Annotated in this window: 18 protein-coding genes and 1 rRNA gene; 13 read left to right on the top strand and 6 right to left on the bottom strand. The window is 57.5% G+C overall.

All coding sequences use genetic code 11. The features are described 5' to 3' along the window. Positions 1 to 346: 346 nt before the first annotated feature. The 6 genes from BQ7114_RS00600 to BQ7114_RS00575 all read left to right on the top strand — a co-directional run bounded on the left by BQ7114_RS00600 (position 347) and on the right by BQ7114_RS00575 (position 9,664). Positions 347 to 2,278, top strand: coding sequence for a choice-of-anchor M domain-containing protein (locus BQ7114_RS00600; RefSeq protein ID WP_072340568.1), 1,932 nt, complete (start codon positions 347 to 349; stop codon positions 2,276 to 2,278). Beyond that, positions 2,275 to 3,987, top strand: coding sequence for a metal ABC transporter solute-binding protein, Zn/Mn family (locus tag BQ7114_RS00595; protein WP_072340565.1), 1,713 nt, complete (start codon positions 2,275 to 2,277; stop codon positions 3,985 to 3,987). Before BQ7114_RS00600 ends, BQ7114_RS00595 begins: the two co-directional genes overlap by 4 nt. Further along, complete coding sequence (locus tag BQ7114_RS00590; protein WP_083431671.1) at positions 3,987 to 5,000, top strand: choice-of-anchor M domain-containing protein; 1,014 nt, start codon at positions 3,987 to 3,989, stop codon at positions 4,998 to 5,000. The genes BQ7114_RS00595 and BQ7114_RS00590 overlap by 1 nt, the downstream gene beginning before the upstream one ends. Positions 5,001 to 5,035: 35 nt before the next feature. Beyond that, positions 5,036 to 5,845 (top strand): metal ABC transporter ATP-binding protein, encoded by an 810-nt coding sequence (locus BQ7114_RS00585; RefSeq protein ID WP_072340562.1) that lies wholly within the window; start codon positions 5,036 to 5,038, stop codon positions 5,843 to 5,845. Beyond that, a complete protein-coding gene (locus tag BQ7114_RS00580) occupies positions 5,842 to 6,750 on the top strand; it encodes an anchored repeat-type ABC transporter permease subunit (RefSeq protein WP_072340559.1) in 909 nt (302 codons plus the stop codon). Before BQ7114_RS00585 ends, BQ7114_RS00580 begins: the two co-directional genes overlap by 4 nt. Before the next feature lie 121 nt (positions 6,751 to 6,871). Continuing rightward, on the top strand, positions 6,872 to 9,664 hold the full coding sequence (locus BQ7114_RS00575; protein WP_072340556.1) for a choice-of-anchor M domain-containing protein: 2,793 nt from the start codon (positions 6,872 to 6,874) through the stop codon (positions 9,662 to 9,664). A gap of 28 nt (positions 9,665 to 9,692) precedes the next feature. On the opposite strand, the gene BQ7114_RS00570 is transcribed toward BQ7114_RS00575, so the two are convergent. The 4 genes from BQ7114_RS00570 to BQ7114_RS00555 all read right to left on the bottom strand — a co-directional run bounded on the left by BQ7114_RS00570 (position 9,693) and on the right by BQ7114_RS00555 (position 12,500). After that, positions 9,693 to 10,487 carry a thymidylate synthase gene (locus tag BQ7114_RS00570; RefSeq protein WP_072340552.1) on the bottom strand — a complete coding sequence of 265 codons (795 nt, stop codon included), beginning with the start codon at positions 10,485 to 10,487 and terminating at the stop codon, positions 9,693 to 9,695. Between the two features lie 175 nt (positions 10,488 to 10,662). Next, the gene (locus BQ7114_RS00565; RefSeq protein WP_072340549.1) at positions 10,663 to 11,445 is read right to left on the bottom strand and encodes a hypothetical protein; all 783 of its coding nucleotides are present in this window, start codon (positions 11,443 to 11,445) and stop codon (positions 10,663 to 10,665) included. Positions 11,446 to 11,485: 40 nt separating this feature from the next. Continuing rightward, entirely contained in the window at positions 11,486 to 11,908 is a 423-nt protein-coding gene (locus BQ7114_RS00560) for an OsmC family protein (protein WP_072340545.1), read from the bottom strand. Between the two features lie 106 nt (positions 11,909 to 12,014). Beyond that, complete coding sequence (locus BQ7114_RS00555) at positions 12,015 to 12,500, bottom strand: DUF2505 domain-containing protein (protein ID WP_072340543.1); 486 nt, start codon at positions 12,498 to 12,500, stop codon at positions 12,015 to 12,017. A gap of 131 nt (positions 12,501 to 12,631) precedes the next feature. Here BQ7114_RS00555 and BQ7114_RS00550 point away from each other — a divergent pair, with 131 nt between their 5' ends. Continuing rightward, the gene (locus BQ7114_RS00550; protein WP_072340887.1) at positions 12,632 to 14,092 is read left to right on the top strand and encodes a sensor histidine kinase; all 1,461 of its coding nucleotides are present in this window, start codon (positions 12,632 to 12,634) and stop codon (positions 14,090 to 14,092) included. Between the two features lie 61 nt (positions 14,093 to 14,153). Here the strand turns inward: BQ7114_RS00550 and ligA are convergent, their stop codons facing one another. Continuing rightward, the gene (gene ligA, locus BQ7114_RS00545) at positions 14,154 to 16,586 is read right to left on the bottom strand and encodes an NAD-dependent DNA ligase LigA (protein ID WP_072340540.1); all 2,433 of its coding nucleotides are present in this window, start codon (positions 16,584 to 16,586) and stop codon (positions 14,154 to 14,156) included. A 257-nt stretch (positions 16,587 to 16,843) separates the two neighbouring features. Here ligA and BQ7114_RS00540 point away from each other — a divergent pair, with 257 nt between their 5' ends. Together BQ7114_RS00540 and BQ7114_RS00535 are read left to right on the top strand one after the other, a co-directional pair. Next, the gene (locus tag BQ7114_RS00540; RefSeq protein ID WP_195906684.1) at positions 16,844 to 19,615 is read left to right on the top strand and encodes an FtsK/SpoIIIE domain-containing protein; all 2,772 of its coding nucleotides are present in this window, start codon (positions 16,844 to 16,846) and stop codon (positions 19,613 to 19,615) included. Between the two features lie 146 nt (positions 19,616 to 19,761). Continuing rightward, the gene (locus BQ7114_RS00535; RefSeq protein ID WP_034509141.1) at positions 19,762 to 20,010 is read left to right on the top strand and encodes a WhiB family transcriptional regulator; all 249 of its coding nucleotides are present in this window, start codon (positions 19,762 to 19,764) and stop codon (positions 20,008 to 20,010) included. A gap of 133 nt (positions 20,011 to 20,143) precedes the next feature. On the opposite strand, the gene BQ7114_RS00530 is transcribed toward BQ7114_RS00535, so the two are convergent. After that, positions 20,144 to 21,409, bottom strand: a complete 1,266-nt coding sequence (locus BQ7114_RS00530) for a phospholipase D-like domain-containing protein (RefSeq protein ID WP_072340534.1) — start codon at positions 21,407 to 21,409, stop codon at positions 20,144 to 20,146. Between the two features lie 382 nt (positions 21,410 to 21,791). Between BQ7114_RS00530 and gatC the strand changes: the two genes are divergently transcribed. From gatC to BQ7114_RS00510, 4 genes are all read left to right on the top strand, one after another. Beyond that, entirely contained in the window at positions 21,792 to 22,088 is a 297-nt protein-coding gene (gene gatC / locus BQ7114_RS00525) for an Asp-tRNA(Asn)/Glu-tRNA(Gln) amidotransferase subunit GatC (RefSeq protein WP_072340531.1), read from the top strand. 2 nt (positions 22,089 to 22,090) lie between these two features. After that, positions 22,091 to 23,623, top strand: coding sequence for an Asp-tRNA(Asn)/Glu-tRNA(Gln) amidotransferase subunit GatA (gatA, locus tag BQ7114_RS00520; protein ID WP_072340527.1), 1,533 nt, complete (start codon positions 22,091 to 22,093; stop codon positions 23,621 to 23,623). A 3-nt stretch (positions 23,624 to 23,626) separates the two neighbouring features. Continuing rightward, the gene (gatB, locus tag BQ7114_RS00515) at positions 23,627 to 25,117 is read left to right on the top strand and encodes an Asp-tRNA(Asn)/Glu-tRNA(Gln) amidotransferase subunit GatB (RefSeq protein ID WP_072340524.1); all 1,491 of its coding nucleotides are present in this window, start codon (positions 23,627 to 23,629) and stop codon (positions 25,115 to 25,117) included. 507 nt (positions 25,118 to 25,624) lie between these two features. Then, a 16S ribosomal RNA gene (locus BQ7114_RS00510) occupies positions 25,625 to 25,742 on the top strand; the annotation flags it as partial.

Genomic DNA, 25,742 nt, shown 5'->3' with positions numbered 1-25,742 from the left:
CTGCCCGGTTTTGTGGGTCAACGCCAGCGTGCCCACCTGCGTCCGTGAGGGGAACTGCCTGTTTTGGGCGTCGGTTTTGCCTGTTTGGGTCTGAATGCTGTGGCGTGTAGTTGCGCATGACGGTATTCAGAGGGGAAGTGGTGAATTCGAGGGTGCTTTTGTCTGTTTGGGTCTGAATACCGTATGAGGTGGTAGCGGCCTTTGCGTCCGTGAGGGAAAGTGTCTGCTTCTACAGCTGTTTCTGCCAGTTTGGGTCTGAATGCCGTTGGGGGCGCGTCCGGGGAGGGCGCAGGTCCGCCGACACATCTGCTTGATAAGAATAATGAGAAGCGTTATCATGTAAACCATGCTTAAACGACCCCTCACCTCCGCCCTCGTTGCCTCGGTGTTCGCCGCCGCGGCAGTGTTCGCCGGCGTTCCAGATGCCCAAGCAGCCCAGCCTCGTGTAGTGCAGCCGGGCGCGCAGCCGCATAGTTTGCAGCTTCATCCCGGCCAACCTGAGGCTGTGCAACTCCCGGGCGCAAAGGCCGCGACACAACCGCGCGCGGCGCAAGCTGGGTTCCGTATGCAAAACAGGCATGCGCAACCCGCCTCCTCGGATATGGAATCGCGCGTGGTGCTAGACCGAGGGCATGTGGACGCGTTCGCGGTGGATTTCGATGGTGAGGAAGTATCGCTTGCGGTGAAGGAGGATGTGACAGGGTCGCATGTTCGCCGCGCGGCGGAGGACGTGCTACTTCACGTGAAACAAGAAGCCTTCACGGATGTGCCGGCCAAAATCGCTGGCATTGAGCGCGCTGGTTACGCGCTGCCACAAACCCAGTCGCAGAGCCTGTTGTGGCCGGGATGGGATTCGATGTCGGTGGCGGATAGGGCGCCAAGCGCGGTGGTGACGATCACGATTGATAAGCTCACCGGCCCGGGTGAAGTGTTCTTGTGGCAAGACACTTTCTCTGGCAAGCCGCAGGCTGTCACGGCCGAGGGGCCGCGTTTGCGTGCAGGTGCTGTGATCTCCGAGGAGTCTCCCGCTCACGTGCACGCGAACTGGCTGTTCACGAAGCCGGGCGCATACCAGATGACTGCGCGCGCCTCGATAACTGCTCAGGGGCGTACCGTGACGTCCGAGCCGGCGACGCTCACCTGGATTGTTGGAGACCTTCAAGCCGGCATTTCCAGTCTGAATACCCAATCGCCCGATAAATCGAGCAGCCCTGGTGCCGAGGTCTCCAACGGATCTAACGGTTCCGAGGAACAGCAGGAGCCCGGAAAGTCAGGGGCAAACCGACTCGAGGGCGGCTCGCACGAGAGTGGCAACCAGCAGGGCGGCCAACCTGGGAAAGAGGGCGAAGCTGGGCCCGCAAAAACCGCGGGTGAGCAACCCCACGGGCACAAGCCAGGCGCACCATCCACAGCAGGTAGCCAAGCAAACCCTACGCAGCCGGCACCTGCGGTAGAACAATGCATCCCAACAGAAGTGACGGTTCCAGCGGCAGGCTCGGCATCGGGAAGTCACACTATCCCGGCTAACACCCACGTTCACCCAAACTGGGTGTTCTCGAAGGAGGGTACCTACCGGGTTACGCTCACGCAGACGGCAACCATGAAATCGGGAAAGAAGCTCAGCGCAACGGGCACCCTTACCTTCAATGTTGGGGGTAGCGGAAATGCGACGTCAGGTCACTTTGATGTTGGATCGGTAGTCGAGTCGGGCCAACTCAAAATGCTGGTGAAGGATGACCGTTCGCAGCCGGCAACTTGGAGGAACCCGGGCGAACTCGTATTTGGACTGTCCGATGCGGCTAAGGTCGCGGCGCCGGTGGGTATTGAGTTTGTGGCACCTCAAGGTACGCCAGTTTGGATTATCAGTTCCACGCAAATGCAGGGTGTGCCATGGGTGGGGGCAAATACACAGCATCCGTCACTTTCGCAATCTACGACCGGCCCGGTTACTTGGACAGTGAATAGTGTGCAGGGGCCCGGAGCGATGGCAGTTTTTGAGTCCGGATCATTCGGCCAGATTGTTGGTAAACGTTGGTTTGGTGCGTCCGGCAATGGCAGCGCAAAGGTGTTCGTGGGGAAAACCGCCTCGGGAGCAGACTGCGAACTAAGCCCTGAACAGATAGCTGAAATCGAGGCTGCGGGCGGTGTTGTAGGAGGTCGCCTCGCTACGACGGGCTCTGAACCAGCCCTGCTCTGGCTTGGCGCAGCCCTCAGCATGATTGTTGCGGGTGCTCTTCTCATCAGGGTCGCGAGGCCGGCCTCGCCTTCAGTCTCATGATTAGCAAGCCACTGGTCGTAGTAACGGTTGCGGCGCACCTACTTGGAGGATGCACGCCGGCGAATGCGTCGAAGGATGGCCGGATTGAGGTGGTTGCATCCACGCCTATCATCGCGGATCTGGTACGCAACGTGGCTGGGCAGGACGCATCGGTCACCAGCCTTGTGCCGGCCGGAGCGGACCCTCATTCCGACGAGCCGCCGCTCCGAGCAGTGCGTGACGTGGCATGGGCAGACCTTGCGTTTGAAAACGGGCTTCTGTTGGAATCTGGGGCTATCCGCCACACGATGAGGGCAAACTTGCGCGAGGGCGTGCCGCTGATCAGTTTGGGAGATAAGGCTCCCGCGTACGGCGGGCGCCACATTCGCCTGGTGGAGGATTTTGCTCTGTCGACGGTGTGGCTCGGATTCAGATCAGACCGGCTACCAGGCCCTTGGCAGATCCGCGCCACCTCGATGGAAGGCCCGGGCACTCTGGCGGCGTTTACCACCGGAACGTTTGGCGAGGGGCGCCCGTACATCACGTCGTCTGACGGTTTTGGCTCGGCAGATGCTGTGGCACTGCCTCCCGACGCTCATACCCACATGTCGTGGGCATTCAGCGAGGCCGGCACTTACACTCTGAACCTCGTGCAAGAGCCGCATTTGGGAAACCAGGAGCCTCTTGCGGGGCAGCAGGATACTTCGAGCGGTGAGAGGGAGCCGGCCTCAAATGGATCCGAGACTCAAACTGACAAGTATGAGCCGCGCTCGCTCTCCCATACCCTAAGTGCCAATAGCTCAAATCCCACCTCCGCGACCCAAACTGACGGAGAACAACAGACGTCCACCTCGAAGCCCCCAAGTGCCGCGCCGAAAGACGAGGTCGTGATCCGTTTCGCGGTAGGTGTAGAGCCTGACACTGGCCTCGTGCATTTGGACGCGGGACACGTGGATATTACGGCGACGTCTCAAGGAATCCGCCTGCTTGCGGACGAGGACGGCAAGCCTGTTTATTACGACCCACAGGATGTGCAGATCGTGGTGCCAAACCGGACGCTAGCCAAAGTGCCGCAAGGAAACTGGGCGTTTTTGGGAAAGCCAGGTGAGGACACGTGGATTTTGGCACAGGCGGTTCTAGGTGAGCACATTCACGGTGAGATCGATCCGCACCTGTGGCATGACGTGAACAACGCGATCGCGTACGTGGATGTCATTGCCGAGGAGCTTGCAAAGGCTGACTCGGAGCGCGCGCGGGCCTATGCGACTCGCGCAAAAAAGTTCAAGGCCGAGCTTCGTCAGCTTGACCAGTGGACCGCCGCGGTGCTCGCTTCCATCCCCGCACAAAACCGTAAGCTCGTTACCGCTCATGACGCCTTCGGGTATTTGGCCTCACGATATGGCCTCGAGGTCGCCGGTTTTGTTGCCCCAAACCCGTCGATAGAGCCCAGTTCGCGCGACATGGCGATTCTGTCCCGCCAGCTTAGAAACTTGCACGTACCGGCGGTTTTTGAAAACCCGGCGTCGGCGGCGCATCAGGCGGAGCTGCAAAGCGCGGCCGAAAGCGCTGGAGTGCGTCTGTGCTCGATCTACGCGGACAGCTTGACACAGCAAACACCAACGTACGTAAGCCTCGTCGAAGCGAACGTTACCTCTTTGAAGGCTTGTCTGGATCCCACGTCACAGGGGGCGTGGCCGCGCGCCTCTCAACCAGTTTTGAAAGGAATCTGATGAAAACTGCAATCTCAAGTCTTGTTGGGGTTACCTTGCTAGCGACGTCGGTGATGCCCACCCTTCCTGAACTCACCCCCGCGTTGTTGAATACGACCGCCTTTACTTCTGCCGCGCCCGTAGCTGGGGCTGGCCTGCCCGTGATGCCGGCCGATTCCGATGTTGATCCGGCGCTTACACAGACTGTGACAGGCAACGAGAAGGTTGCCCCAAAGGGTGAGCGGGTTGAGATTTCGGCCGGACACGTGGACATGGGGGCGACGCTTTCGGATTCGTTTGAGCTGATGGCGCGCGACGATACGACCCCGGAGCCAGTTTGGCGCCACCTCGACGATGTTGTTTTTGTGATTGGCGAGGAGGGAAAACTGACGGTTCCCGATGACCCCGCGTATGCGTTTACTAAAGCCGAGGGGCAGGCTTGGGTGATCCCGCAACACGAGATTGAGGGAGTGCCGTGGCTTGGCTGGAATACGCAGCATCCGCAGCTGGTTGAGAAGGCTCCGGGCGGTGTGGACCTGATTTTCGAGGGACACGAGGGGCCGGGTGTCCTAACCACTTTCGTTGAAGCTGGGAACTTCTCCGGTCCGCAGGTGATTTGGGATTCCACTAAGGAGCAGGGCCAGCTGATCCACGTTGAGCCGTCCACGCACACGCACGTTTCGTGGGTTTTCACGCAGCCGGGTGAGCACCTGGTTCGGGTAACTGCGCAGGCCACTATTGATGGCGAGCTCGTCTCGAACACTCAGACGTTGCGTTTTGCCGTTGGCCCAGATGCCAGCGTGGAGGCTGCGCATGAGCTCGCGTGGTCGACGCAGAATCCTGTAGGCGGTGCCGATCCTAAGAACGAAGGCGAGGCCGGCGATAGCGCGGCAGCCAGTAGTGCACAGCAGTCGGACAACGGCTTGGCACTTTCGGTCGGAATCGGTGTAGCTATTGCCGTGCTTATCATCGCGGTGGCAGCTGTAGTTATGGGGCGCATGAGCCGTAGCCGTAAAAAGGAGGCCCTGTCTTGACGCCTCTCAAGCCTGTAACAACGAGAGTCCGGCCGGTGGTACTTTCCGTCTCGGACGTCAATGTCAGCTTCGGCAATCAGCGAGTGCTGCAAGACGTCTCATTCAGCATCAACCGCGGAGAACTTGTTGGGCTACTTGGGCCCAACGGGGCGGGTAAGACCACTTTGATCCGCACCATTCTTGGCCTTCTTCGTCCAGACAGCGGCACTATCGCCACGGCCGGCCCCCACACCCTTGTTGTCGAACCCTCTAAGCCCACGTCAAAAACCCCTGCGTTTGCCGAAGCCTCATTCAAGAGGGGAGGTCGTGCAATCGGCTATGTGCCGCAGAAGCAGGAGGCGAGGTGGGAGTATCCAATCACGGTTGAAGAAGTCGTGATTTCGTCGCTCAAGCCTCGATTCCTCGCCGGCGCGCAGCACTGGCGTGCAGCCTACGAGGCCCTGGATGCTGTGGGGATGAAGGAGTTTCGCTCTCGCCCAATCTCAGCGCTTTCTGGTGGGCAGCGCCAGCGCGTCCTTATTGCCAGGGCTTTGGCTCCAAAACCGTCACTTTTGCTCTTGGATGAGCCGTTCACCGGCCTCGATGAGCCTAACCAAGAGGCGCTCGCGAAGATGGCGATGGAACTTACTAACAAGGGAATCTCTATTCTCATGTCTACCCACGACCTCGTACAGGCCGCGGGTATGTGCGACCGTTTCATCCTGTTGAATCGCACGGTGCGCGCAGCAGGCCCGTTGCAAAACGTAGCTGCGCCTGAACTTTGGGCATCCACCTACGAGGTGTCCGAGAACGCGGCGCTGGTGCGCGCCGTCCAATCGCTAACTGAGGTGGAGGTCGGAGCGTGAACCCGATGGAGTTTCTTGCCGACCTGGCCAACCCGCAACTTGCATTCTTGAGCCGCGCTCTCCTCATGGCGATTCTTTCGGCTGTACTGTGTGGAATTGTGGGCTCCCATATTGTGGTGCGTGGCCTGTCTTTCGTGGGTGACGCCCTCGCGCACGCGGTGTTCCCCGGCATTGCAGTTGCTTTCGCAACGGGCACGTCCACACTCCTTGGTGGCGCTATCGCCGGCGTGATCGTTGCGCTACTCATCGCCCTGTTCTCGCGCAACAAAATGGTGGGTGAAGACTCCATCATCGGCATCTTATTTGCCGCGGCATTTTCTGTCGGACTTGTAATTGTCTCCAGAATGCCCACGTACACCGGTTCGCTCGAGTCTCTCCTTTTCGGGTCTCTAACTGGAGTGACTGGCGCAGACCTCCTCGCCGTCGCTATTAGTGCAGCCCTGATCCTCACCGTCCTGGCGATCTTCCACCGCGGCATCGTGGCGGTTAGTTTCGACCGCGAATACGCACAAACACTCGGATACCGCGCCGGTCTTATCGACGTTGTCCTCTACGTCGCCACAGCCCTGGCCGTGGTAGTTTCCGTCTCAACCGTGGGTAACATCCTTGTTCTTGCGCTTCTTGTAGGTCCGCCAGCAACAGCTCGCCTCCTGAGCCGCCGAATCAGCGCAATGATGGCGCTTTCAGCCATGCTCGGCACCCTCGCGGCACTGGTAGGCCTGTGGGTGTCGTGGTCATGGTCGGTACCAACAGGCGCGGCCCTGGTCTTAGCGATCACGGCAGAGTTCATCCTCGTGTGGATCTTCCAATCACCCCATGCAGTCCGAACTAGTCTCAAAACCTTCCAAAAACGACTCGCCAAATTAATCAATGCGAAGAAGAAGTCCGAGGCCGTAGCTCGCTAGCAGCCCGCCGAACTTCTCCTTAGCAAAAACAACTGTAGAGATTAACCAAATGTATTTAGCAGCCTCTCCTAAGAGCCAAAACGACATGACAATTCGCCGAGGTTTAGAAAGGAAACCGAATATGCGACGACTCGTTAGCGCCGCGATTGCCGGCCTCGTCCTCGCAGCTGGAATAACGCAACCTGCGATAGCTGGGCCCGATATGGGCAAGAAGATCATGTACAACGCACATGTCGATTCGCCAAAAGTCTACTGGCAGGGCAACAACTTCACACTGAATTCTGATGCGGGAGGCCAGTCCACCCCGATAGAAAACACGGTCAATTGGCTTGGCCGAGGCTACTCGATCACGGGCTCGCAGCTGTACTCAATGGATGCGCCCGAAAACGGTGACCTGTCTTTTATCGGGGCTGAGGCCGGTGACATGCTGTATGTGGCCCCCGCAGTGAATGGTCGTAATAATGGGCCGATCTGGGCGGGGTTCGGTGCGGACACGGACATCCCTATCGAGAAATTTCGTGACAACAAGTTTGACCTAGAGATTGTGGGCTTTAGCGGGCCTGGTCGGATGGAGATGCTGACTTACTACGAGGGCTATCCTATTCGCCGCCTCCTGTCTTCTCATGACCCGCACCTGCGTCAAACGTGGGTGGATCCAGGAAACCACACGCACAATCAGACTCTATTCACCAAACCGGGGCGTTACGAGGTGGTATTCCGGGCGACGGCTCGCGACCACCAAAACCGCGTGGTTGCTTCGGCTCCGCAGACGCTGGTGTGGCAGGTTGGTGGCCCTAATCCTGAGTCCGAGACCCTAACTGACGTCGTTGCGGCATACAACGCCTCGCCCGAAACAGGTACTGGCGAGTTTGCCCCGAAGTTCACAGTGGAGCCTAACCAGGATGTGAAAGCCGATGGGGACGAACGCCTCACATCGCTCACCTTCAGCACTGGCAACGCAGCCGATACCGGAACAGTTGTTTTCTACACTGACGGTTTTTACTTAGGTGAGGTAGCGCTCCAAGCCGGGGTTGCCCGTTGGAATGAGCTTCTTGGCTCGCAAGATCTTTCGCTACAGGCCGTATTCGTGCCTGCTAAGGGGGCGCCCTCGCCTCGTTGGATTACCGCGCCGGTCGAGATTTCGCGCTCTATCCGTAGCGGTTCCACCACAGAACTTGGCCAGTTCCCGCAGCAGATCGTGCGTGACCCTGCTCCCGCATTTTCAACGGCAGAATACGTGCCTTCCTCGCCGGTTGTGAGCTTTGAGTTTAAGGCCAGCGAAGATGCTGCCGAGCTGTCAGTGCTTCCACGGGACAAGAACCTCTGGTTCAAAGTTGTAGGCGGCGCTTACGAGCCAGGAAGCGCCTACCCGACTTGCGACATTGAGTTTGTGTCCACGCCTACGAACCGAAAGTGGAGTTCCGGAGACTGGTGGGATTGCATTGGTGACAACATGGAGGTGCGGCTCAATCTGATCACTCCAACAACTGTTTCCCTCTCGGGCGGTAAGGCGGTATTCCCCTTGAATGAGACGCGACCGAAACCGATAAAACTAGGGGAAAACTCCGAAGGTGAAAACCCGGGAGATTCGCAGGAATCAGATAAGCCGGCACTGCCACCTTCAGATTCGACAGAAACTCCCGATCCCTCGAAGCCGTCCGATCAGCCTGATCCGAGCGAGCCCGCGGATCCCAATCCTCCCGTTGAGAATCCAGATAATCCCGGACAGAGCAACTCCGGCGACCTCGCAAATGATGCCGTCACTATTTCGCGTGGTCACGTGGATATAGGCCCGGCAGTTGTTGACGAAAAGGTGAGTGTGATAGTCAACGATGATTCGCGCGAGCACGCAAAAACTTCGGTTGCGCGCACCCCTGATTCCGTTACGCTCCAGCTTTTGAAAAATTCAAAAGTCAAGCGCTCACCGAAGGTATTCAGCGACCCGGTGTTTGACTTCATGGGGCCGCAGGGAACGGAGCTCTTTGTCTCTCCGATGCAGCAAAAGAATGGAATTGTGTGGCCGGGATTTTCTTCTGAACACATTCACCGGGCCAAATTCCCCGGTGGCGTTAAGTTCGATATTGCTCAAAAATCAGCTCCAGCTGGCGGCTCGTGGTGGTTGTTCACGCACGACTCTTTCAACGGCCTTGACCTGATCGCTTCCACGCAGAAGCCCGGCCAGATCGATGCGCCCGAACCTCTTCACAAGCACGTTTACTGGGCCTTCACCAAGCCAGGAATGTACGTGTTGACTGTTTCAGTGTCGGGGACTGACGCAGGAGGTAAAGACTTCCGCTCTTCGGCTGACATTCGTTTCAAAGTAGGCGACAGGGAAGAACCTGGTTCCTCTGAAAATGAAGGAAATCCCGATGCGCCTGCAACACCTGGCGATAGCGGCGCGGGAGATGGTAGCATCCAGCCGGGTGGCGCGGGCGAGGCTCCGGGCGGAAAGCCCGAAGGCCCAAAGCCTCATGGTGCCACCGAGCCGGCTCGCCCAGGCAGTGAAGGAACAGCCTCAAACCGTGTGCTTCCTCCGCACAATCCTGCGCAGGGCGGTGCAAACGGCTTTGGGTCTGGCTCAGATTCGTCTGCGACAGTATCTCGCGGTGGGGGAGCTGCCGTAGCTCCCTCGGGCTTGCAGGCGCTTTCGAGTTTGCCTGCGGCTGAGGGCCTTCAGTCAGATACCGCCTCTAACGCTGAAACGACGGAAACCGGTGAAACCGCGGGTTCAGCATCGCCGCTGGATTCTGATGCGAGTGACGGGTTGGCGCAACCCATGTTCGGGGCGTCGCCGGTTTCAGGCGATGGCCAGGGTAGCCAGATAAGTATTCCCCTGATCATCATCGTGGCTTCATCGATCGTGGCGCTGACTGCAGGTGCCGTTTTGTTGAGAAGAAAGTTCGCAACAGCCTAACCCGGGGCCAGCGAGGCCTGTCGTCGGCTTAAACGGCGACAGACGCTTTGATGGTGGGGTGATGCCGGTAGTTCTCTACGGTGATGTCGTCGAAGGTGTAGCTAAAGAGGTCTTTCGCTTTGCGCAGCGCAAGGGTCGGGAAAGGATATGCTTCACGCTCAAGTTGGGTGCGCACTTGCTCAAAGTGGTTGGTGTAAATGTGGCAGTCGCCGCCCGTCCAAATGAGGTCGCCAACTTCCAGGTTGGCCTGCTGCGCGATCATGTGCGTAAGGAGTGCGTATGAGGCGATGTTGAAGGGCACGCCGAGGAACAGGTCAGCGGATCGCTGGTAGATCTGGAGCGACAGTTTGCCATCTGCCACGTAAAGCTGGAAGAAAGCGTGGCATGGTGCGAGTGCCATTTTGTCCAGTTCTGCAACATTCCACGCGGATACGATCATACGCCGCGAATCAGGGTCGCTCTTAAGCGTTTCGAGCACGCCAGCCAACTGGTCGATGTGATCGCCGTTTGGCGTGGGCCAGGATCGCCATTGGACGCCGTATACCGGCCCAAGCTCGCCATCCTCGTCCGCCCATTCGTTCCAGATACGGATCCCATTTTCTTGTAGCCAACGCACGTTTGAATCGCCCTGCAAGAACCACAGCAGTTCCCCAACTACCGACTTTAGGTGCACGCGTTTGGTGGTGATTAGGGGGAAGCCTTCTTGCAGATTGAACCGCAGCTGCCTGCCAAATACCGATACGGTGCCGGTTCCGGTCCGATCACCTTTGGGCGTCCCGTTACTCTTGACATCTCGGAGTAGGTCTTCGTACTGCGTATTCATTGGTCCTCGATATTTCGATTTTGGAGGCGGTCGCGGGGCTCACTTTCTCAGATTATCCACATTTGCGGGGATGATCTAAAAAATCGCTAGCTCGTCCACTGCTTGAACGCGGGCGCTTGGCCGGTCCTCGCCACCCGGAGGTAAACATCAACGTGCCCAGGGCGGCCGCAGGCTTTCACTGGTTCATGTTAATCTCTTGCGGGTTCGCTTCGACATCGATGGTGACGGGGTAGCTGAAGGTTGCGGGAGGAGTACCCAGCGCATTGATGGCCCCGTCAATGACGTTGCCCGCCATGGACCGTCCAATCACCCAGCCGAGGCCCGCGCCTATTCCGTATGGCATGAGCCTTCCTAGCATCGCGGTCGTGCCTTTGCGTGCAGCTCGTTTAGCGGCCATCTTCGCCAGTTTTCGATTGACCTGATTAATGGTTTGGCGCTGCACGTCGCTAGCGTAACCCTTGAGTGCGGTAAGCGTGGTGAAGCCAAACTGCGAGGTTGCGATTTGTTCACCTTGTTCGCCCATCAGTGCGGTCAAGACCAGGAGTCGGCGTTTGTCTTTGTCTTCCAAGGGAATGCCGTGAATGTGAGCGAGAGTGAGCACGTAGTAACCAGCTTCGGATACGAAACCGGTTAGTTGTGCGGAAGAAAGGCCAAGCGCGGCTGCGGTTCCAAGGCCTGGTACAGCTGCAGCCGCGCCCGCAGCTCCGGACGTAGAGGCTGCGAGTTTGCGGAACTGTTTGGTAACTATCTCCTGTATTTCGGCGGGCGTGGCGCCGGGATGCTTGGCGCGTAGTTGATTGACTTTGTTCTCAATCCGCGAGGTGGGTATATCGATCATCGCGTCTATAACATCCTGGATGGAGTTAGCTCCCCGCAAGTCTTTAACAAACCGCCGAGTGGTCGCGAGCCCTTCGGCCACGGCCCGGGTGCCGTTCTTTGCTTTCTTGACAATGCCCATGACGTTCCTCCTCTTTAGAACAACTGTCGCGTAGTTGGTGTTACTCGGCGCTCTCGCAGGTGATTACCGCGCTGTTTTCCGCACCGTGTCGTAGCGTATTGCCGATGGTGCAGCGCTTCTCGATGGCGCGGTGTACGCGGCTTTCTAGTTGTTCGCGCTCCTCGTTGCTGAGTCCGCTCATGTCAGTCACGATCTCCACAACGAGCTTAGTGAAGCGGTTCTCGGCCTCATCGTAGTCGCTCTCAACCCCCACGGTGGCTTGATAGTCGTCACCAAGTGCGGCGGCGAATCGAGAATCTGAACTCGTCGCATTACAACCGGCGAGGGCAAGTCGAAGCAAATCCCCAGGGGTGAATTCGTCCTCGCCATGTCCGATGGGCACGGTGAGTCCGCGCGAGTTCTTACCTAGGTATGAGCCTTTTCCTACTCTCTCTAGCCAGAGATATTTTTCTTGATCACTCATGGTCTCCTCTTCCCGTATGTGTAAGTGTGTGGTTTCAGCGTGCGGTTGGTGCCTCGAGGCGTACATACTCGTAGCAACAGCGTCAAGCGTGCGCTGCACATGGCGGTCACACCAAGTATTGGCTGGCAATCTCTTGCTCATGCTTGGCGATTTTAGAAACCTCCGCAACCGCCTTCTGCTCAAGCTTGCCTCCGATGATCGGCACGTTAACCTTCAGTTTTCCGTTGACATCACGCCTCACGGCCTCGTCTTCTTCAATGAAAGCACAGGTGGCGGACATCGAAACCGGCAGGCTATCGGCATGCACTTGGATAACGCCCGTGTTGTCGCTTGTATTCCAGGTTTCGGTTATTGTGATTTCAATCCCTGAGGAGGGAATGAATCGCTGCGCAACCGCCGGCAGGTCGATGACGGCCGCATCAATGCGGGCCTTGGTGGTGACCCGGATTTCACTGATGAGGGCCTCGACGTGCACGGATTCCACTGAGGCTGGTGAGCCAGCGGCACGCGCCTTGAAGAAGTCCTCGCTTTGGAAAAGTCGCTGCACGGCGGCGAGGTTGGCCGGGTAACAAACAGATGTATGAAAGTCCATGGCGTTCCTCCAAGGGTAGATTCGAACGCGATTTATATCCATTATCGTGGGGGCAACTACGTTTCGCATGGGATGGCCGAGTAGTAGGCCGTGTGAAGGTGCGTGGGACCTCATTGTTTTAAGGTATGACTATGCATACGTTGACTGATCTTGCGCAGGTCGCTGCTCGTTCTAATCTCCACCACGAGGATTTGGATTGGCTTCACCTTATTCTCGCTGATTGGCAGGTGGTTTCGGACCTGGCTGGCGCTGATCTGGTGATGTGGGTGCGCACGCATGATGGGCGTTTCCTTGCGGTCGCTCACGCGCGCCCGGCTACGGCTTCAACGATCCACATGGATGACGTGGTTGACATGTATATCCAGCCGTCCAGGCAAACGCTCCTGGAGGAAGCGATGGAGACCTGCCAGATTGCATCGCCTCCTGGCGCACGTTGGGTGGGGACGTATTCGATGAGTGAAGTTGCGATCCCGGTGGTCCGTAGTGGACGTGCAATTGCAGTGATTACGCGGGAAACCAACCTGTCCTCGCCCGGTTTCTTGGGGGGAGCGGAGACTTGGACACCTCACGCGGCAGATATGTTGTGCAAGATGATTACCTGCGGTGAGTACCCGTATGACGCAACGCCGGTTTCGGTAACTCACGGCCAGCCGCGCGTGATGGATGGTGCGCTTCTTTTAGATTTCGAGGGCGTGGTGCAAGAGGTGACACCGAATGCGGTGTCTTGTTTGCGCAGGCTTGGTATCCGGCAAAACCCTGTTGGTCGTTTGCTGATTGAAGATGTGACGGACGTATTGAAGCAGGATCAGACTATTGAAGAGACGCTCGCGGTTGTCGTCACGGGTAAAGCGGCGTGGAGGACAGAGGTGGAGTCTACGCGCGCTACGGTCACAATGCGCGCGTTGCCGCTACTTGAAGGTGATAAGCGTGTGGGCGCGGTTTTGTTAACGCGTGACGTGTCGGAGATGAGACGACGCGAGCTTGAACTGATGACAAAAGATGCCACGATTCGCGAGATTCATCACCGCGTGAAAAACAACCTGCAGACGGTTTCGGCGTTGATCAGACTGCAGGCACGACGCTCCGATAGTGAGGAGGTGCGCGCAGCGCTTTCAGAGGCAGAGCGGCGCGTGACCACCATCGCTACGGTCCACGCGGCGCTTTCGCAAAATGTTGACGAGACCGTTGATTTCGACGAGGTTGCTAAGAAGGTTTTACACCTGGCGGTAGTACTGGCTAAGACTAACCAGCAGGTGAGCGTTGATGTGCGAGGCCACTTCGGCAAGGTAAATGCAGATGCGGCGCAAGCCTTGGCAACAGTATTAACGGAGCTGGTGACAAACTCGGTTGAGCACGGCTATCGCGACTATGGCGGCCTGGTAAGTATTGAGGCCGAGCGTAACGGGCGCAGGCTTGAGGTGACCGTGTCTGATGATGGGCTCGGTATTGAGCCGGATAGGGCCAAGTCGGGGCTGGGAACCCAGATCGTGTCAACGGTAGTTGCCGGCGAGCTTGCGGGCACTATCACTTGGGACAGGCGCAAGCACGGACCGGGCACAATAGTGCAGGTGACCGCAAACCTGGACAGCTGACAGCAATGATGCAGAAAGTCGCCGCTCGTTCGTGTTCCTTTGGTTTCTAGGCTTCTAGCGCCTATTCGCCTGCGTCATCTTGAAGCCCGACGGCTTGTACCCCTCCCGCAAGAAGTGCATCGAAGAGGTTTGAATCGATAACTGGAATCCCAAGTTCTTCGGCTTTGGTTTCCTTGGATCCTGCTCCTGGTCCTGCAACTACAAGGCTCGTCTTCTTGGATACTGAGGAGGTGGCTTTGGCTCCTCGCGCGGTAACCGCTGCTTTGGCGCTTTCGCGATCGTAGTTGGGAACGGTTCCAGATACGACGATGGTAAGGCCGGCGAGGGTTTGCGCAAGCTCTTCGGTTTGTTTAGCTTCCATGCGTACACCTGCAGCACCCCACTTTTGAACGAGGTCTCGGTGGGCTTCGAGCATGAACCAGTCGGATACGGCGCCTGCAATCTCAGGCCCTATTCCGTCAACTTGAGCGAGATCCTCAACCGGTGTGTTCACGATTTCGTCTACCGAACTGAAGCGGTTTGCAAGTGCTTGGGCAGCTTGGGGGCCAACGTGTCTGATAGAGAATGCAACGAGTACCCGCCAAAGCGGTTCGTCTTTGGCGCGCTCGAGTTCGCTGATGATCTTTTCGAAGGTTTTTGTGGGACGCGGCTCGGTTTTCCAACCTCCGCCGGCAGCGTCGCGAACGCCCGCAGTGTAGAAGTAACGAACCTGCTGCCAGCCTTCTTTAACGCCAACTTCTTTCGCGATGTTTGTAGGGAACGCGCGCCTTCTCCAGACGCACACATCTCGCACGGTCTCGGCATTGAGGTCGAAGAGGTCAGCGGCTGTAGCAAGAGCCGGTTTCTGTGGTGTCGGCAAAAGGCTTTCCGCGGCGGTGATCTCGTCCGCGTGACCAAGCGTTTCAACCTGGGATGAGTCAAGCTGGAGCACGGTTCCATCCGCAAGTAATACCGCCTCCCCAGAGACCAGGGCCGCTGCCACCTCTTCTCGATCTAACTCGGGCTGAGTGAGGGCAAGGGAAGCCTCTTCGCCGAGCCCCTCGATATCAAGGGCTTTGCGAGAGCCGATGTACGCGATCCGTTCGGTTAGCTGCGCCGGACATTTTTCGAAGTTGAGGCAGCGCAGATCAATGTCTCCTTCTTTTGCGGGAGCTAAATGGGCCCCGCATGATGGGCAGTTGGAGGGCATGATGAACTTGCGTTCGGTTCCGTCGCGCGCGTCCTCAACGGGCGCAACGATTTCGGGAATGATGTCTCCGGCTTTGCGAAGCACGATGAGGTCACCAATTAGCACACCTTTGCGTTTCACTTCGGACGCGTTGTGCAAGGTAGCGCGAGACACGTGGGAGCCGTCAACCAGCACTTTTTCCATGACTCCAAATGGGGTGACTCGCCCCGTGCGGCCCACTTGGGTGCGTATGTCAAGCAGGCGTGTGTGCACTTCCTGGGGTGGGTATTTGTAAGCGGTTGCCCACCTGGGAGCGCGCGATGTTGTACCCAGCGCTTGCTGACTCTCCCTCGAATCAACTTTGAGTACAACACCATCTATGCCGTAGTCCAGGCTGCTACGCTTTTCGCCGTATTCGCGAATGAAATAATCAACCTCGTCGTGGCTTCGCACCACTCGTGTATAGGAGGAGGTGGGGAGTCCCCAGCTAGCGATGAGCTCGTACCACTCGTGCTGGGAATGTGGGGTGCGCTGCGAGCCCTCAAAAACGCCTATACCGTGACACACCATGGCAAGAGGCCTCTTCGCGGTTTCAGCCGCATCTTTTTGGCGAAGCGACCCGGCAGCGGCGTTGCGCGCATTAACAAACTGTTTGAGTCCAGCCTCGGCTCGCGCGCTGTTGTATTCCTCGAAATCCTTAGTGGGAAAGAAAATTTCCCCGCGCACCTCCACCCGCTCGGGCACGTTTTCGCCACTGAGCTGGGCTGGCACTTTCTTAATGGTGAGGACGTTCGCGGTGACATCCTCACCAACGCTTCCGTTACCACGGGTTGCCGCGCGTTGTAGCTTGCCATTCACGTAGAGGATTGAAACGGCAAGGCCGTCTACTTTAACCTCTGCGGTCATTGGCATGGTTTGCACGCCCAGTGCATTCATACAACGGTCCATCCACGCGTGGGCTTCTTCTACAGAGAACACGTCATCCAAAGAGAGCATCGGTATCTCGTGAGTGACCTTGCTGAAAGCATCGGATGCAAAGCCGCCAACCGATTGGGTAGGAGAATCTTGAGTTTGAAGAGATGGATACTGCCGCTCAAGATCCTCCAGCTCGCGGTACAGCGCGTCGTATTCAGCGTCGGCGAGCGTGGGGGAGTCTTCCTGATAGTACGATCCACGCGCCTGCTCAATAATCTCTACGAGCTCACCCCACCGCTCGCGGGCACGCTCACTGGGCGTCCCGCCTTCACTTGTGGTTTTTGGGGTTTTCTGTGAGAACTCGCCGGATTCGTCGCGGCCGCTCAGTGGTTCCAACGTGCTTTCAGTCATGCCCTAATTCTTACCTCAAACCACGGACATAGAAACCGGTAACCACTCATCCCTTATTCACAGGCGAATGAAGTGAAGCAGTTTCCCCAGCTGTGAAAGACCTTCTGGCCTTGGCCGTTAGCGCAGGCTTGAGTGTAAGCGTGAATGATCTGCTCTCTTCCCCGCTTCATGTGCTCTGCATTGCCGGTCCTGACGCTGGTTTAGGGTTCCCCGTGACCTCTAAACCGGTGATTATGGGCCGAAGTGGAGATGTGCAAGTGAAAGACCCACTCACTTCACGCAGACACTTGCAGGTGGACGGCATATACAGTCGTGGCGGTTTCGAGGTGGCGTTGCGAGATCTGGGTTCCGCGAACGGTTTCGCGGTCGGTAGAAAAGCCGCGCTACTGCCAGGGTTTGCTCGGTCGTGGGTTGTCTTGCGTTCAATAACGAGGACACCCGATAGTTCCAATGTGGATTTAGCTTCGGCAAAGGTGGCCCCTGGCCGGGTTTTCTCCGTGGGAGGCAACCTCTGGCAGGTTCGCTCGCGCCCTTCGACAATGAACTTACAGAAGGCGCTCGAATGGGGCGGAGCGCGGCCAATGAACAAGCGCGGGTTTCTCCTGCTGCTACCACTGCTTTCGTTGATTTGGCTGATAGGTCGCCTGTGGGGATGGCAAGCAGCAACCATGGTTGTTGTGCTGATGGCATTCGCGATCAGCTACGTTGTACTGGCGTTGCGAAGCCGACGTAAACCGCACTGTCGTTGGGGTATTCTGTACGGTCTTTCAATGCCTGCGCGGGGGCGAGCCGGCGCGGCAACTTCGTCGTCAGAAAAGGCGCCTTCTTGGGGTAGCTCGAAGGAGATGGAGATAGATTTTTCTGCGGCGCCGACATGGACGTCATGCAGCGTTCCCTTGTTGAGAAGGCTTCGCTATGTGCTCGGAAGGTTGCACTTCTCGCCGGGCGCGGTGGTATCGGTTCGTCTAGGTGAGTCGCTCGCTTTGTCAGATGGGAAAGAGTGGGCGCCGTGGGTACTGTCTCAAGCACTCGTATACGCGCGAGAAAACGGTATTGACGCCCAGGTCCTAAGGCAATCCCAAAGCGTGTTGAGGGACGAGGATGGGGCGGCTCTACTCACAGTTTTGACCGCCTCGGAACACGTGGCAGACCATCGCGTCGAATGCCCGCCGGGAGTTCCACTGCGTCCGGTGTTACCAGTCCGCGAGGGAGTATCTGAGGCGCAGATACCAACTCGCGTGCTCGTTGAAGATTTGCCAGCGCCGATAGCCGGGCCAGATCTGTCGGTTCCGATTGGAAGTAGCGAGGCCGGAATAGAGTTCGTGGATTTGGTGAAGGACGGGCCCCACGCCCTCGTGGCTGGAACAACAGGGTCGGGAAAATCAGAGGCGCTTCGCACGTGGATCGTGCAGATGTGCCGCAAGAAGGACCCGTCGAAGTTACGGCTGGTATTGATCGACTACAAGGGAGGGGCGACATTTCGTGATCTAGCGCAGCTACCTCACGCCGAGCAGCTCCTCACAGACCTGGCTCCCGATGACACAGCGCGGGCGATAGCCGGGTTAGATGCGGAATTGCGGGCGCGCGAGGAAGCTCTCGCGGCGCGCCAATTCGTAAGTGTTGACCAGTGGGAGCAGCTAAGCCCAAATGACTGTCCGGCGCGCATTGTGTGCCTGATTGATGAGTTTCGCGCGATGATTAGGACGCATCCGGAAACGCTTGAAAGCCTGGTGGATTTGGCGGCTCGAGGGCGCTCGCTGGGAATGCATTTGATTGCGGCAACGCAAAGTCCGGGCGGTGTGGTTACTCCGTCAATGCGCGCAAACCTGACCCTTCGCGTCTGTCTGCGTACGGCCAGCGTGGCTGATTCTCTGGAGATGGTGGCAAGTGGTGCGGCTTCCGAGCTGCCACGAGTGCCGGGCCGCGCAGTGGTGGACGCTGGTTCAATAAAAGAGGTGCAGTGGGCTTACTTGTCGCATTTGGAATCGAACCTGGGGGCGCTTCAAGAAACCGTCAGCGAGGGCGCGGTGCCTGCGCTTTGGCGGCCTCGGCTTCCCGAGCTGGTTTCACCAGGTTTCAGTGCAGATTTGGCGCGCGAGGTCGATTCGCCAAGTGTCGGCCGTGAAGGTGGTCCGATTATTGGGTGGCTGGACGACGTTGCGGGCAGGACATATCGGCCGCTGCGGCTGGAGGAGGAGAAAATCGCGGTCGTCACCGACGAGGGGGAGCTGTTAGAAAAGATAGCAAGTGCGTGCGGGGCGCTATATATACCGGCGCAGCAGCAACAGGTGTTTGAAGCGCTCCATCAGATGGATTTCGCCGCGCGCAAGCGAGTACCCGTGGTGGTTGCGGATTTAGGCGCACTGCTTCGCGCCATTGATGACTTAGGCTTTGCTCAAGGTCAAGAATGGTTGCGTGAGTGGATGGAACGTGCAGCAGGGGTTGTGGCACGGGTTAGCGCTGACGATTATTCATTGGTGAGGACGTGGCGGCGAAGCCTCGTGAAGGTGACTGCACAACAGGCTCGAGGTATGGGGCTGGTGCGGACAGGAGCTAAGGGTTTAATCGCTCACTCATGGGGCGGGTTTGAGGGCGCCGCGGTCAGCATTGTGGATTCGGAAGGCGCCGCCATGCTGGAGGTGGTGCGTCCGATCAGCCCCGCAGAAAGCATATTGACCCGCGTACAGAAGGGTGCTCTTTCGACCGGAGGTAAAGTGCTCTTGGCGCATGAGGGCAACTCAGATGAGCGCGTATGGTTGTTGGGTGAGTGCCCGCCTGATCTGAAAAATCAGGTCCTATTCGAGGCGGCGAGGAGCGGTCGTGAGGTAGTGGAGGTGAATGAGACGGTCTTGCTTTCTGGTGGATATCAGCCAGTGAGGGGTGAGGTTTCGGTGGTGGGCAGGCTTGCGAGGCACGTTCTACGCGCGGCATCACTACCTCTGTTTGTGAAGCTCGGTGCAGCGGAGAACGCAGTGTATTGGGCGGGTTGTTGTGAGGTGTGGTACAGAATCGATGCGCCTGCGCGTTAACGTGACTATTTGCACACGGTTCTAAAGTGTGAAACGTTTCCATAACCCTTGTGTAACTTTGCCCGGTAGGTGAGACTAAATAGCGTCATTGAAATGTTGTTTGTGTTCGCGGGGTTTGCCTGCGGTGTCGCTCTTTAGGAGTATTGATGGATTGGCGTAGTCGCGCGGCGTGTCTGAGTGTTGACCCGGAACTGTTCTTCCCGATCGGTAACACTGGTCCCGCAATTGCGCAGGCGGCAGAGGCAAAGCAAGTTTGTGCTACTTGCGAGGTGCAGCAGGTGTGCTTGCAGTGGGCGCTGGAAAATAACCAGGACGCCGGTGTTTGGGGTGGCATGAGCGAAGACGAGCGCCGCACGCTGAAGCGTCGCCGCGCTCGGGTGCGCCGCGCTAGCTAGTCGTTTTAGTTTTCGAGGAGGGGCCCAACCAGTTGGTTGGGCCCCTCCTCTTGCTTGTTCCGCCTCGTCTATATTGGGCTTGAGCCGATCAGAGTAGGGCTTGAGCCCGCTAGATTCGAGCGGACTTGGATGCCTAGATGAGTACGCCCAGCGGTTTGAGGAGTTGTTCAACGCCTCGCGTGATCATTGATCGGGCGCGCCACTCTTCTTCGCGAAGCTTGGATGCAGTGCTGAGGTCGTTTTCGAAGATTGTTTCCATTTGCGCTGCGTGTTCGTCGGACCAGGTTTGGACGTTAATTTCGTAGTTCCCAAACATTGAGAGCCGGTCGATGTTTGCGGTGCCGACTGTGGACCAGCGTCCATCAACGGTTGCGGTTTTTGCGTGGATCATGGCGTGTTCGTATTGCCAGATTTCGATGCCAGCACTGATTAGGTCGTCGTAGTATGCGCGAGAGATCCAGTCTGCAACCACGTGGTTTGAGCGTTTGGGTACAAGCACTTTGACTTTGACTCCGCGTTTTGCCGCGTCAACTAGAGAGGCGAAGATTTCGCGGTCGGGGATGAAGTATGCGGATGTGATGAATGCGTGGTCGTTGGCGCGTTCGAGGGCGTCGATGTAGAGGCCTCGGATAGGGAAGAGCATCTTGTTCGGCTGGTTGAGGGCCGCGTAGATGGAGGAGTTCCACGCGCGTGCTCCTTGGTCGGGGAGTTTGGGCATGTGGTTCCAGCGTTTCGCGTTCCAGTAGTCGACGAACGCCATTTCGAGTTCCCACACGGCTGGTCCTTGGATGCGCACGTGGGTGTCTCGCCATTCTGTTTCGTAGAGCGTTCCTATGTTGTAGCCGCCGATGAATCCGATTTCGCCGTCGGTGACAAGGACCTTGCGGTGGTCTCGTCCGGTTTTTCGCGGGTCGAGGGTGATTACACCGGAGCGAATGGCGGGCAGGATGATGACGTGGAGGTTGGGGTGTTTAGGGAAGTGTTTGAAGGCGGGGTTGACTACGAGGTTGCCGAAGCCGTCGAAGGCGCAGAAGACTTGTACGCCTCGGTGTGCAGCGCGGATGAGTGCTTGTTTGAAGCGCTGACCGACTTTATCTGATTTCCAGATGAAGGTTTCGAAGTAGATGTAGTCGGTGGCGTTCTCGATCGCTTCGAGCATGTCGGAGTATAGGGAGCGGCCCTCCGTGTATGTGCGAATGGTGTTATCACCTAGGTTTGTATCTAGCGGGGGGAGGGCGGGGAAGCCGCCGCCTCCGGGGGCGCGACGTTTACGGACTTCGTCAACGGCTGTGAGCGTGACGGCCGCTGCGATTTGTGCGCTTACGGTGGTGATGCCGGCAATTTTGGCGACCCGTAGTGCTTGGCTCGCATTGAGTAGGTTCTTCCCGCGTTTCCTCATGTCTTCACTCTAATGCAGGCCTGAGGCCGGCGCGGCTCGCCGCATCAGGTAACCGCTTATCTACGTGCCCGACCCAAACTGCCCTGCCCGCGGCGCTTTCTCCACGTGCCCGACCCAAACTGGTACCTAAATCTGCTACCCAATTCGCATCCGTGAGGGGAAGTGGCAAAAAGTAGGGTTAGTTTTGCCGGTTTGGGTCTGAATACCGTGTGAGGCTGCCGGTCTTGCTGCATCCGAGAGGGGAAGTGGCAGAATAGGCCGCCGGTTTTGCTCCTTTGGGTCGGAATCGTGTTTTCCCCGCAATCCTGCCATTTTTGCTCTTGTTGCGGATTTTTTTGGACAGGTTTCGCATCTGTGTTTTTGTGGGTTTTATACTGAGCGCATGTCGAATATTTCTAGGGAAGAAGTCGCCCGTATTGCAAAAGTGGCTCATATTGTCCTGACCGATGAGGAGACGACCGGGTTCGCTCGTGATCTTGGTGCGTTGGAGGAGCGTTTGGAGCGCCTCGCAGCGTGGGAGACGCAGGGCATTGCGGAGACGGTTAATCCGATTCCTTTGGTGAACGTGTGGCGTGATGACGAGGTTGGTCAGACGCTGGATCGTGAAGAGGTTTTGGCGCAGGCGCCTGCGGCTGAGGATGGCATGTTCCAGGTTCCGCAGATTTTGGGTGAGGAGTAATTATGGCGAAGTCTGATTTGGTTTTCCGCTCGGCGCTTGAGCTCGCGCAGATGTTGCGTGAGGGCGAGGTTTCGTCGGTTGAGGTCACTCGCGCGATGCTGGATCGTATTGCTGAGGTTGATCCGGTGGTGAATGCTTTCCTGTTTGTTGATGAGGAGGGCGCACTTAAGACGGCTCGCGAGGTGGATGAGGCTCGCGCGGCGGGCGAGCAGTTGCATCCTCTGGCGGGTGTGCCGATTGCTCTGAAGGATAACGTTGTGACTCGGGGCGTGCCAACAACGGCTGCGTCGAGAATATTGGAGGGCTGGGTTCCTCCGTATGATGCGACGATTGTCGAGAAGATTAAGGCCGCGAAGCTTCCCATCGTGGGTAAGACGAATATGGATGAGTTTGCGATGGGTAGCTCAACCGAGCATTCGGCTTTTGGACCAACGCATAATCCGTGGGATTTGGAGCGCATTCCGGGTGGTTCCGGTGGGGGTTCGGCGGCTGCGGTGGCGGCGTTTATGGTGCCGCTTGCGATTGGTTCGGATACGGGTGGTTCGATCCGTCAGCCTGCTGCAATGACGGGCACGGTTGGTGTGAAGCCGACGTATGGTGCAGTGTCGCGTCAGGGCATTATTGCTCTTGGGTCCTCGCTGGATCAGGCGGGCCCGGTGGCACGTACGGTGGCGGACGCCGCGGCGTTGCAGGATGTTATTGATGGTTTTGATGATCGCGACGCCGTGTCGTTGGATTATGCGTGGCCGTCGATGGAGGAGGCCGCCCTGGCGCCTGCGAAGGCAGGGGATCGCCCGTTGGAAGGCGTGAAGCTTGGCGTGGTTAAGCAGCTGTCTGGTGACGCGTATGAGGACGACGTGGTGGCAAGCTTTGAGTCCACGCTCGAGTTCTTGAAGGGCAAGGGTGCGGAGGTTGTGGAGCTTGATCTTCCGCTCCTTGGCATTGCTTTGGATGCGTACTACGTGATTATGCCGGCTGAGGCCTCGTCGAACCTCGCTAAGTTTGACGGCGTTCGGTATGGTTTGCGCGCTGAGCCAGAGCCCCCGGTCACATCGGAGCGTCTGATTGCGGCTAGCCGAGGTGAGGGTTTTGGCTCCGAGGTGAAGCGTCGCATTATTTTCGGTACGCGAATGCTGTCGAAGGGCTTTTTCGATAAGTATTTTGTGCAGGCGATGCGCGTGCGTACGCTCCTGCAGGAGCAGTTGATGGAGGCGTTTGAGTCTGTTGACGTGATTGTGTCGCCAACTTCGCCGACCACGGCATTTAAGCTTGGCGAGAAGGTGGATGACCCGACGCTCATGTATTTGAGTGATATTACGACTACACCTGCGAACTTGGGTGGTATGCCGGCGATGTCTGTGCCGTCTGGTGTTGCTCATGGTCTTCCGGTTGGTTTCCAGGTGACTGGCCCGGTGCGGGGTGACGATGTGATGTACCGCGTGGCGGCTGTGGTTGAGTCGCAGGAGGATGTGGCGCATAAGAACCCGATGATTGAGGGCGTGGATGGTGTAGTTCGCGAGGGAGAGGATCGTTAGGTCATGGACAAGTTGATGAAGTACAGCGAGGCTGTGGAGAAGTTTGACCCGGTTTTGGGTCTTGAGGTTCACGTCGAGCTGGGTACGAAGACGAAGATGTTTGACCAGTCACCGAATGAGTTTGGTGGCGATCCGAACACGAACATTGCGCCAGCTTCGATTGGTTTGCCGGGTGCTTTGCCGACGATTAATAAGACGGCGATCGAGTGGGCTATCCGTCTAGGGCTTGCTTTGAATTGTGAGATTTCAGAGGTGAGCCGGTTCGCTCGTAAGCATTACTTCTACCCGGATTTGGCGAAGGCCTACCAGATTTCGCAGGCTGCGGTTGCGGTTGCGCATAACGGCTGGGTGGATGTTGAGCTGGATGATGGCGATACATTCCGGGTCGAGATTGAGCGTGCTCACGTGGAGGAGGACGCTGGTAAGAACACGCATATTGGTTCGGAGGATGGTCGTATTCAGGGTGCGGCATACTCACTGGTGGACTTTAACCGTTCGTCGGTGCCTCTGATCGAGATCGTGACGAAGCCGATCGAGGGGGCGGGTGCTCGCGCTCCGGAGATCGCGTCTAAGTATGTGCAGGCGTTGCGTGATATTGCGAGGGCACTCGGCGTTTCTGAGGCTCGCATGGAGCGCGGTAATCTGCGTGCGGATGTGAACGTGTCGCTTCGTGAGACTCCGGATTCGCCGCTTGGTACGCGCACCGAGACAAAGAATGTGAACACGTTCCGCGGTATTGAGAAGGCTGTGCGTTATGAGATCTCTCGCCAGGCGCAGGTTCTTGCTGATGGCGGCGAGGTAGTGCAGCAGACGCGTCACTTCCATGCGGAGGATGGCACAACCTCGGCGGGCCGTGATAAATCGGATGCGGAGGACTACCGCTACTTCCCGGATCCGGATCTGGGTCCGATTGTGGCTAGCCCGGAGTGGGTTGAGCGTTTGCGCGGCGAGCTTCCGGAGCTCCCGGCTGTGCGTCGCCGTAGGTTGCGAGACGAGTGGGGCTTCTCTGATCTGGAAATGCGCGATGTGGTGAACGCAGGCGCTATGGATTTGATTGAGGATACGGTGTCGGCTGGCGCCTCCTCCGCTGCGGCTCGTAAGTGGTGGATGGGTGAGCTGTCCCGTGTTGCCCGCGAGGCGGAGGTTGAGCTCGAGGAGCTCGCGGTGACCCCGGTTCAGGTGGCCGAACTTCAGGTGTTGGTTGATGACGGCAAGATTAACGACAAGCTTGCCCGCCAGGTGCTTGAGGGCGTCCTGGCTGGCGAGGGAGACCCCGCTGAGGTTGTGGATGCCCGCGGCTTGGCCGTGGTGTCCGACGATGGTCCTCTGATCGCGGCTGTGGAGGCCGCGATGGCTGATAACCCGGATGTCGTGGAGAAGATCCGCGGCGGCAAGATGGCCGCTATCGGCGCTTTGATGGGCCCGGTTATGAAGGCAACGCGAGGTCAAGCTGACGCGAAGCGCGTTCGTGAACTAATCATGGAGCGTATTTAAGATTCGCGAGGAGGTCGCTAGCTTGTGCGTTAGCGGCTGACTGGGGGGATTCCTGAAGAGGGAATCCCCCCTGTTTGTTGTCAGTACTGACCGAATGTCAAGGTGCGCCAACTCACGCGCTCGAAATTTGATTCTGGATTAGGGAAGTGACTAATTTGGTCTCGGTCCTGATCGGAGCGATCCGACTGGATGAACTACAAGGTAGTGCGGATCACAAAAAGTCAGTTGACAAGGGATTCAAAACCTACTAAAGTAGATTCTCGGTTCCGCAACGAAGCAAGTAGTTGAAACGGAACCTTTTTCAACGCTTTTCGTAGATTTCCCGAAATGTTTGGACTCATAACTGAGACCAAATGGTGAGAAAAACGATCGTGTGGGTGTTGTTTGTGAACTCGATAGTGTGTTTTTTTGTTTTGTCCTTTTTTTGTTTTGTTTTGTTTTTGTTTTTTGGTTGGGATCGCTGGGCTGGCTTGTTTGGGTTGGTTCTGGTTTTTCTCTTTTTGTTTTTGTTTGGAGAGTTTGATCCTGGCTCAGGACGAACGCTGGCGGCGTGCTTAACACATGCAAGTCGAACGGGATCCAGGGCGTTTTTTACGTTTTGGTGAGAGTGGCGAACGGGTGAGTA

The sequence above is a fragment of the Actinomyces urinae genome (assembly GCF_900119695.1).
Lineage (GTDB): Bacteria > Actinomycetota > Actinomycetes > Actinomycetales > Actinomycetaceae > Gleimia > Gleimia urinae.
The sequence above is the reverse complement of the archived record's forward strand: the minus strand, read 5'-3'. Positions and strand labels throughout refer to the sequence as shown.

Coding starts and splice junctions, on each gene's coding strand:
- BQ7114_RS00600 (WP_072340568.1), top strand. CDS start 347: ATGCTTAAACGACCCCTCACCTCCGCCCTCGTTGCCTCGGTGTTCGCC.
- BQ7114_RS00595 (WP_072340565.1), top strand. CDS start 2,275: ATGATTAGCAAGCCACTGGTCGTAGTAACGGTTGCGGCGCACCTACTT.
- BQ7114_RS00590 (WP_083431671.1), top strand. CDS start 3,987: ATGAAAACTGCAATCTCAAGTCTTGTTGGGGTTACCTTGCTAGCGACG.
- BQ7114_RS00575 (WP_072340556.1), top strand. CDS start 6,872: ATGCGACGACTCGTTAGCGCCGCGATTGCCGGCCTCGTCCTCGCAGCT.
- BQ7114_RS00570 (WP_072340552.1), bottom strand. CDS start 10,487: ATGAATACGCAGTACGAAGACCTACTCCGAGATGTCAAGAGTAACGGG.
- BQ7114_RS00565 (WP_072340549.1), bottom strand. CDS start 11,445: ATGGGCATTGTCAAGAAAGCAAAGAACGGCACCCGGGCCGTGGCCGAA.
- BQ7114_RS00560 (WP_072340545.1), bottom strand. CDS start 11,908: ATGAGTGATCAAGAAAAATATCTCTGGCTAGAGAGAGTAGGAAAAGGC.
- BQ7114_RS00555 (WP_072340543.1), bottom strand. CDS start 12,500: ATGGACTTTCATACATCTGTTTGTTACCCGGCCAACCTCGCCGCCGTG.
- BQ7114_RS00550 (WP_072340887.1), top strand. CDS start 12,632: ATGCATACGTTGACTGATCTTGCGCAGGTCGCTGCTCGTTCTAATCTC.
- ligA (WP_072340540.1), bottom strand. CDS start 16,586: ATGACTGAAAGCACGTTGGAACCACTGAGCGGCCGCGACGAATCCGGC.
- BQ7114_RS00535 (WP_034509141.1), top strand. CDS start 19,762: ATGGATTGGCGTAGTCGCGCGGCGTGTCTGAGTGTTGACCCGGAACTG.
- BQ7114_RS00530 (WP_072340534.1), bottom strand. CDS start 21,409: ATGAGGAAACGCGGGAAGAACCTACTCAATGCGAGCCAAGCACTACGG.
- gatC (WP_072340531.1), top strand. CDS start 21,792: ATGTCGAATATTTCTAGGGAAGAAGTCGCCCGTATTGCAAAAGTGGCT.
- gatA (WP_072340527.1), top strand. CDS start 22,091: ATGGCGAAGTCTGATTTGGTTTTCCGCTCGGCGCTTGAGCTCGCGCAG.
- gatB (WP_072340524.1), top strand. CDS start 23,627: ATGGACAAGTTGATGAAGTACAGCGAGGCTGTGGAGAAGTTTGACCCG.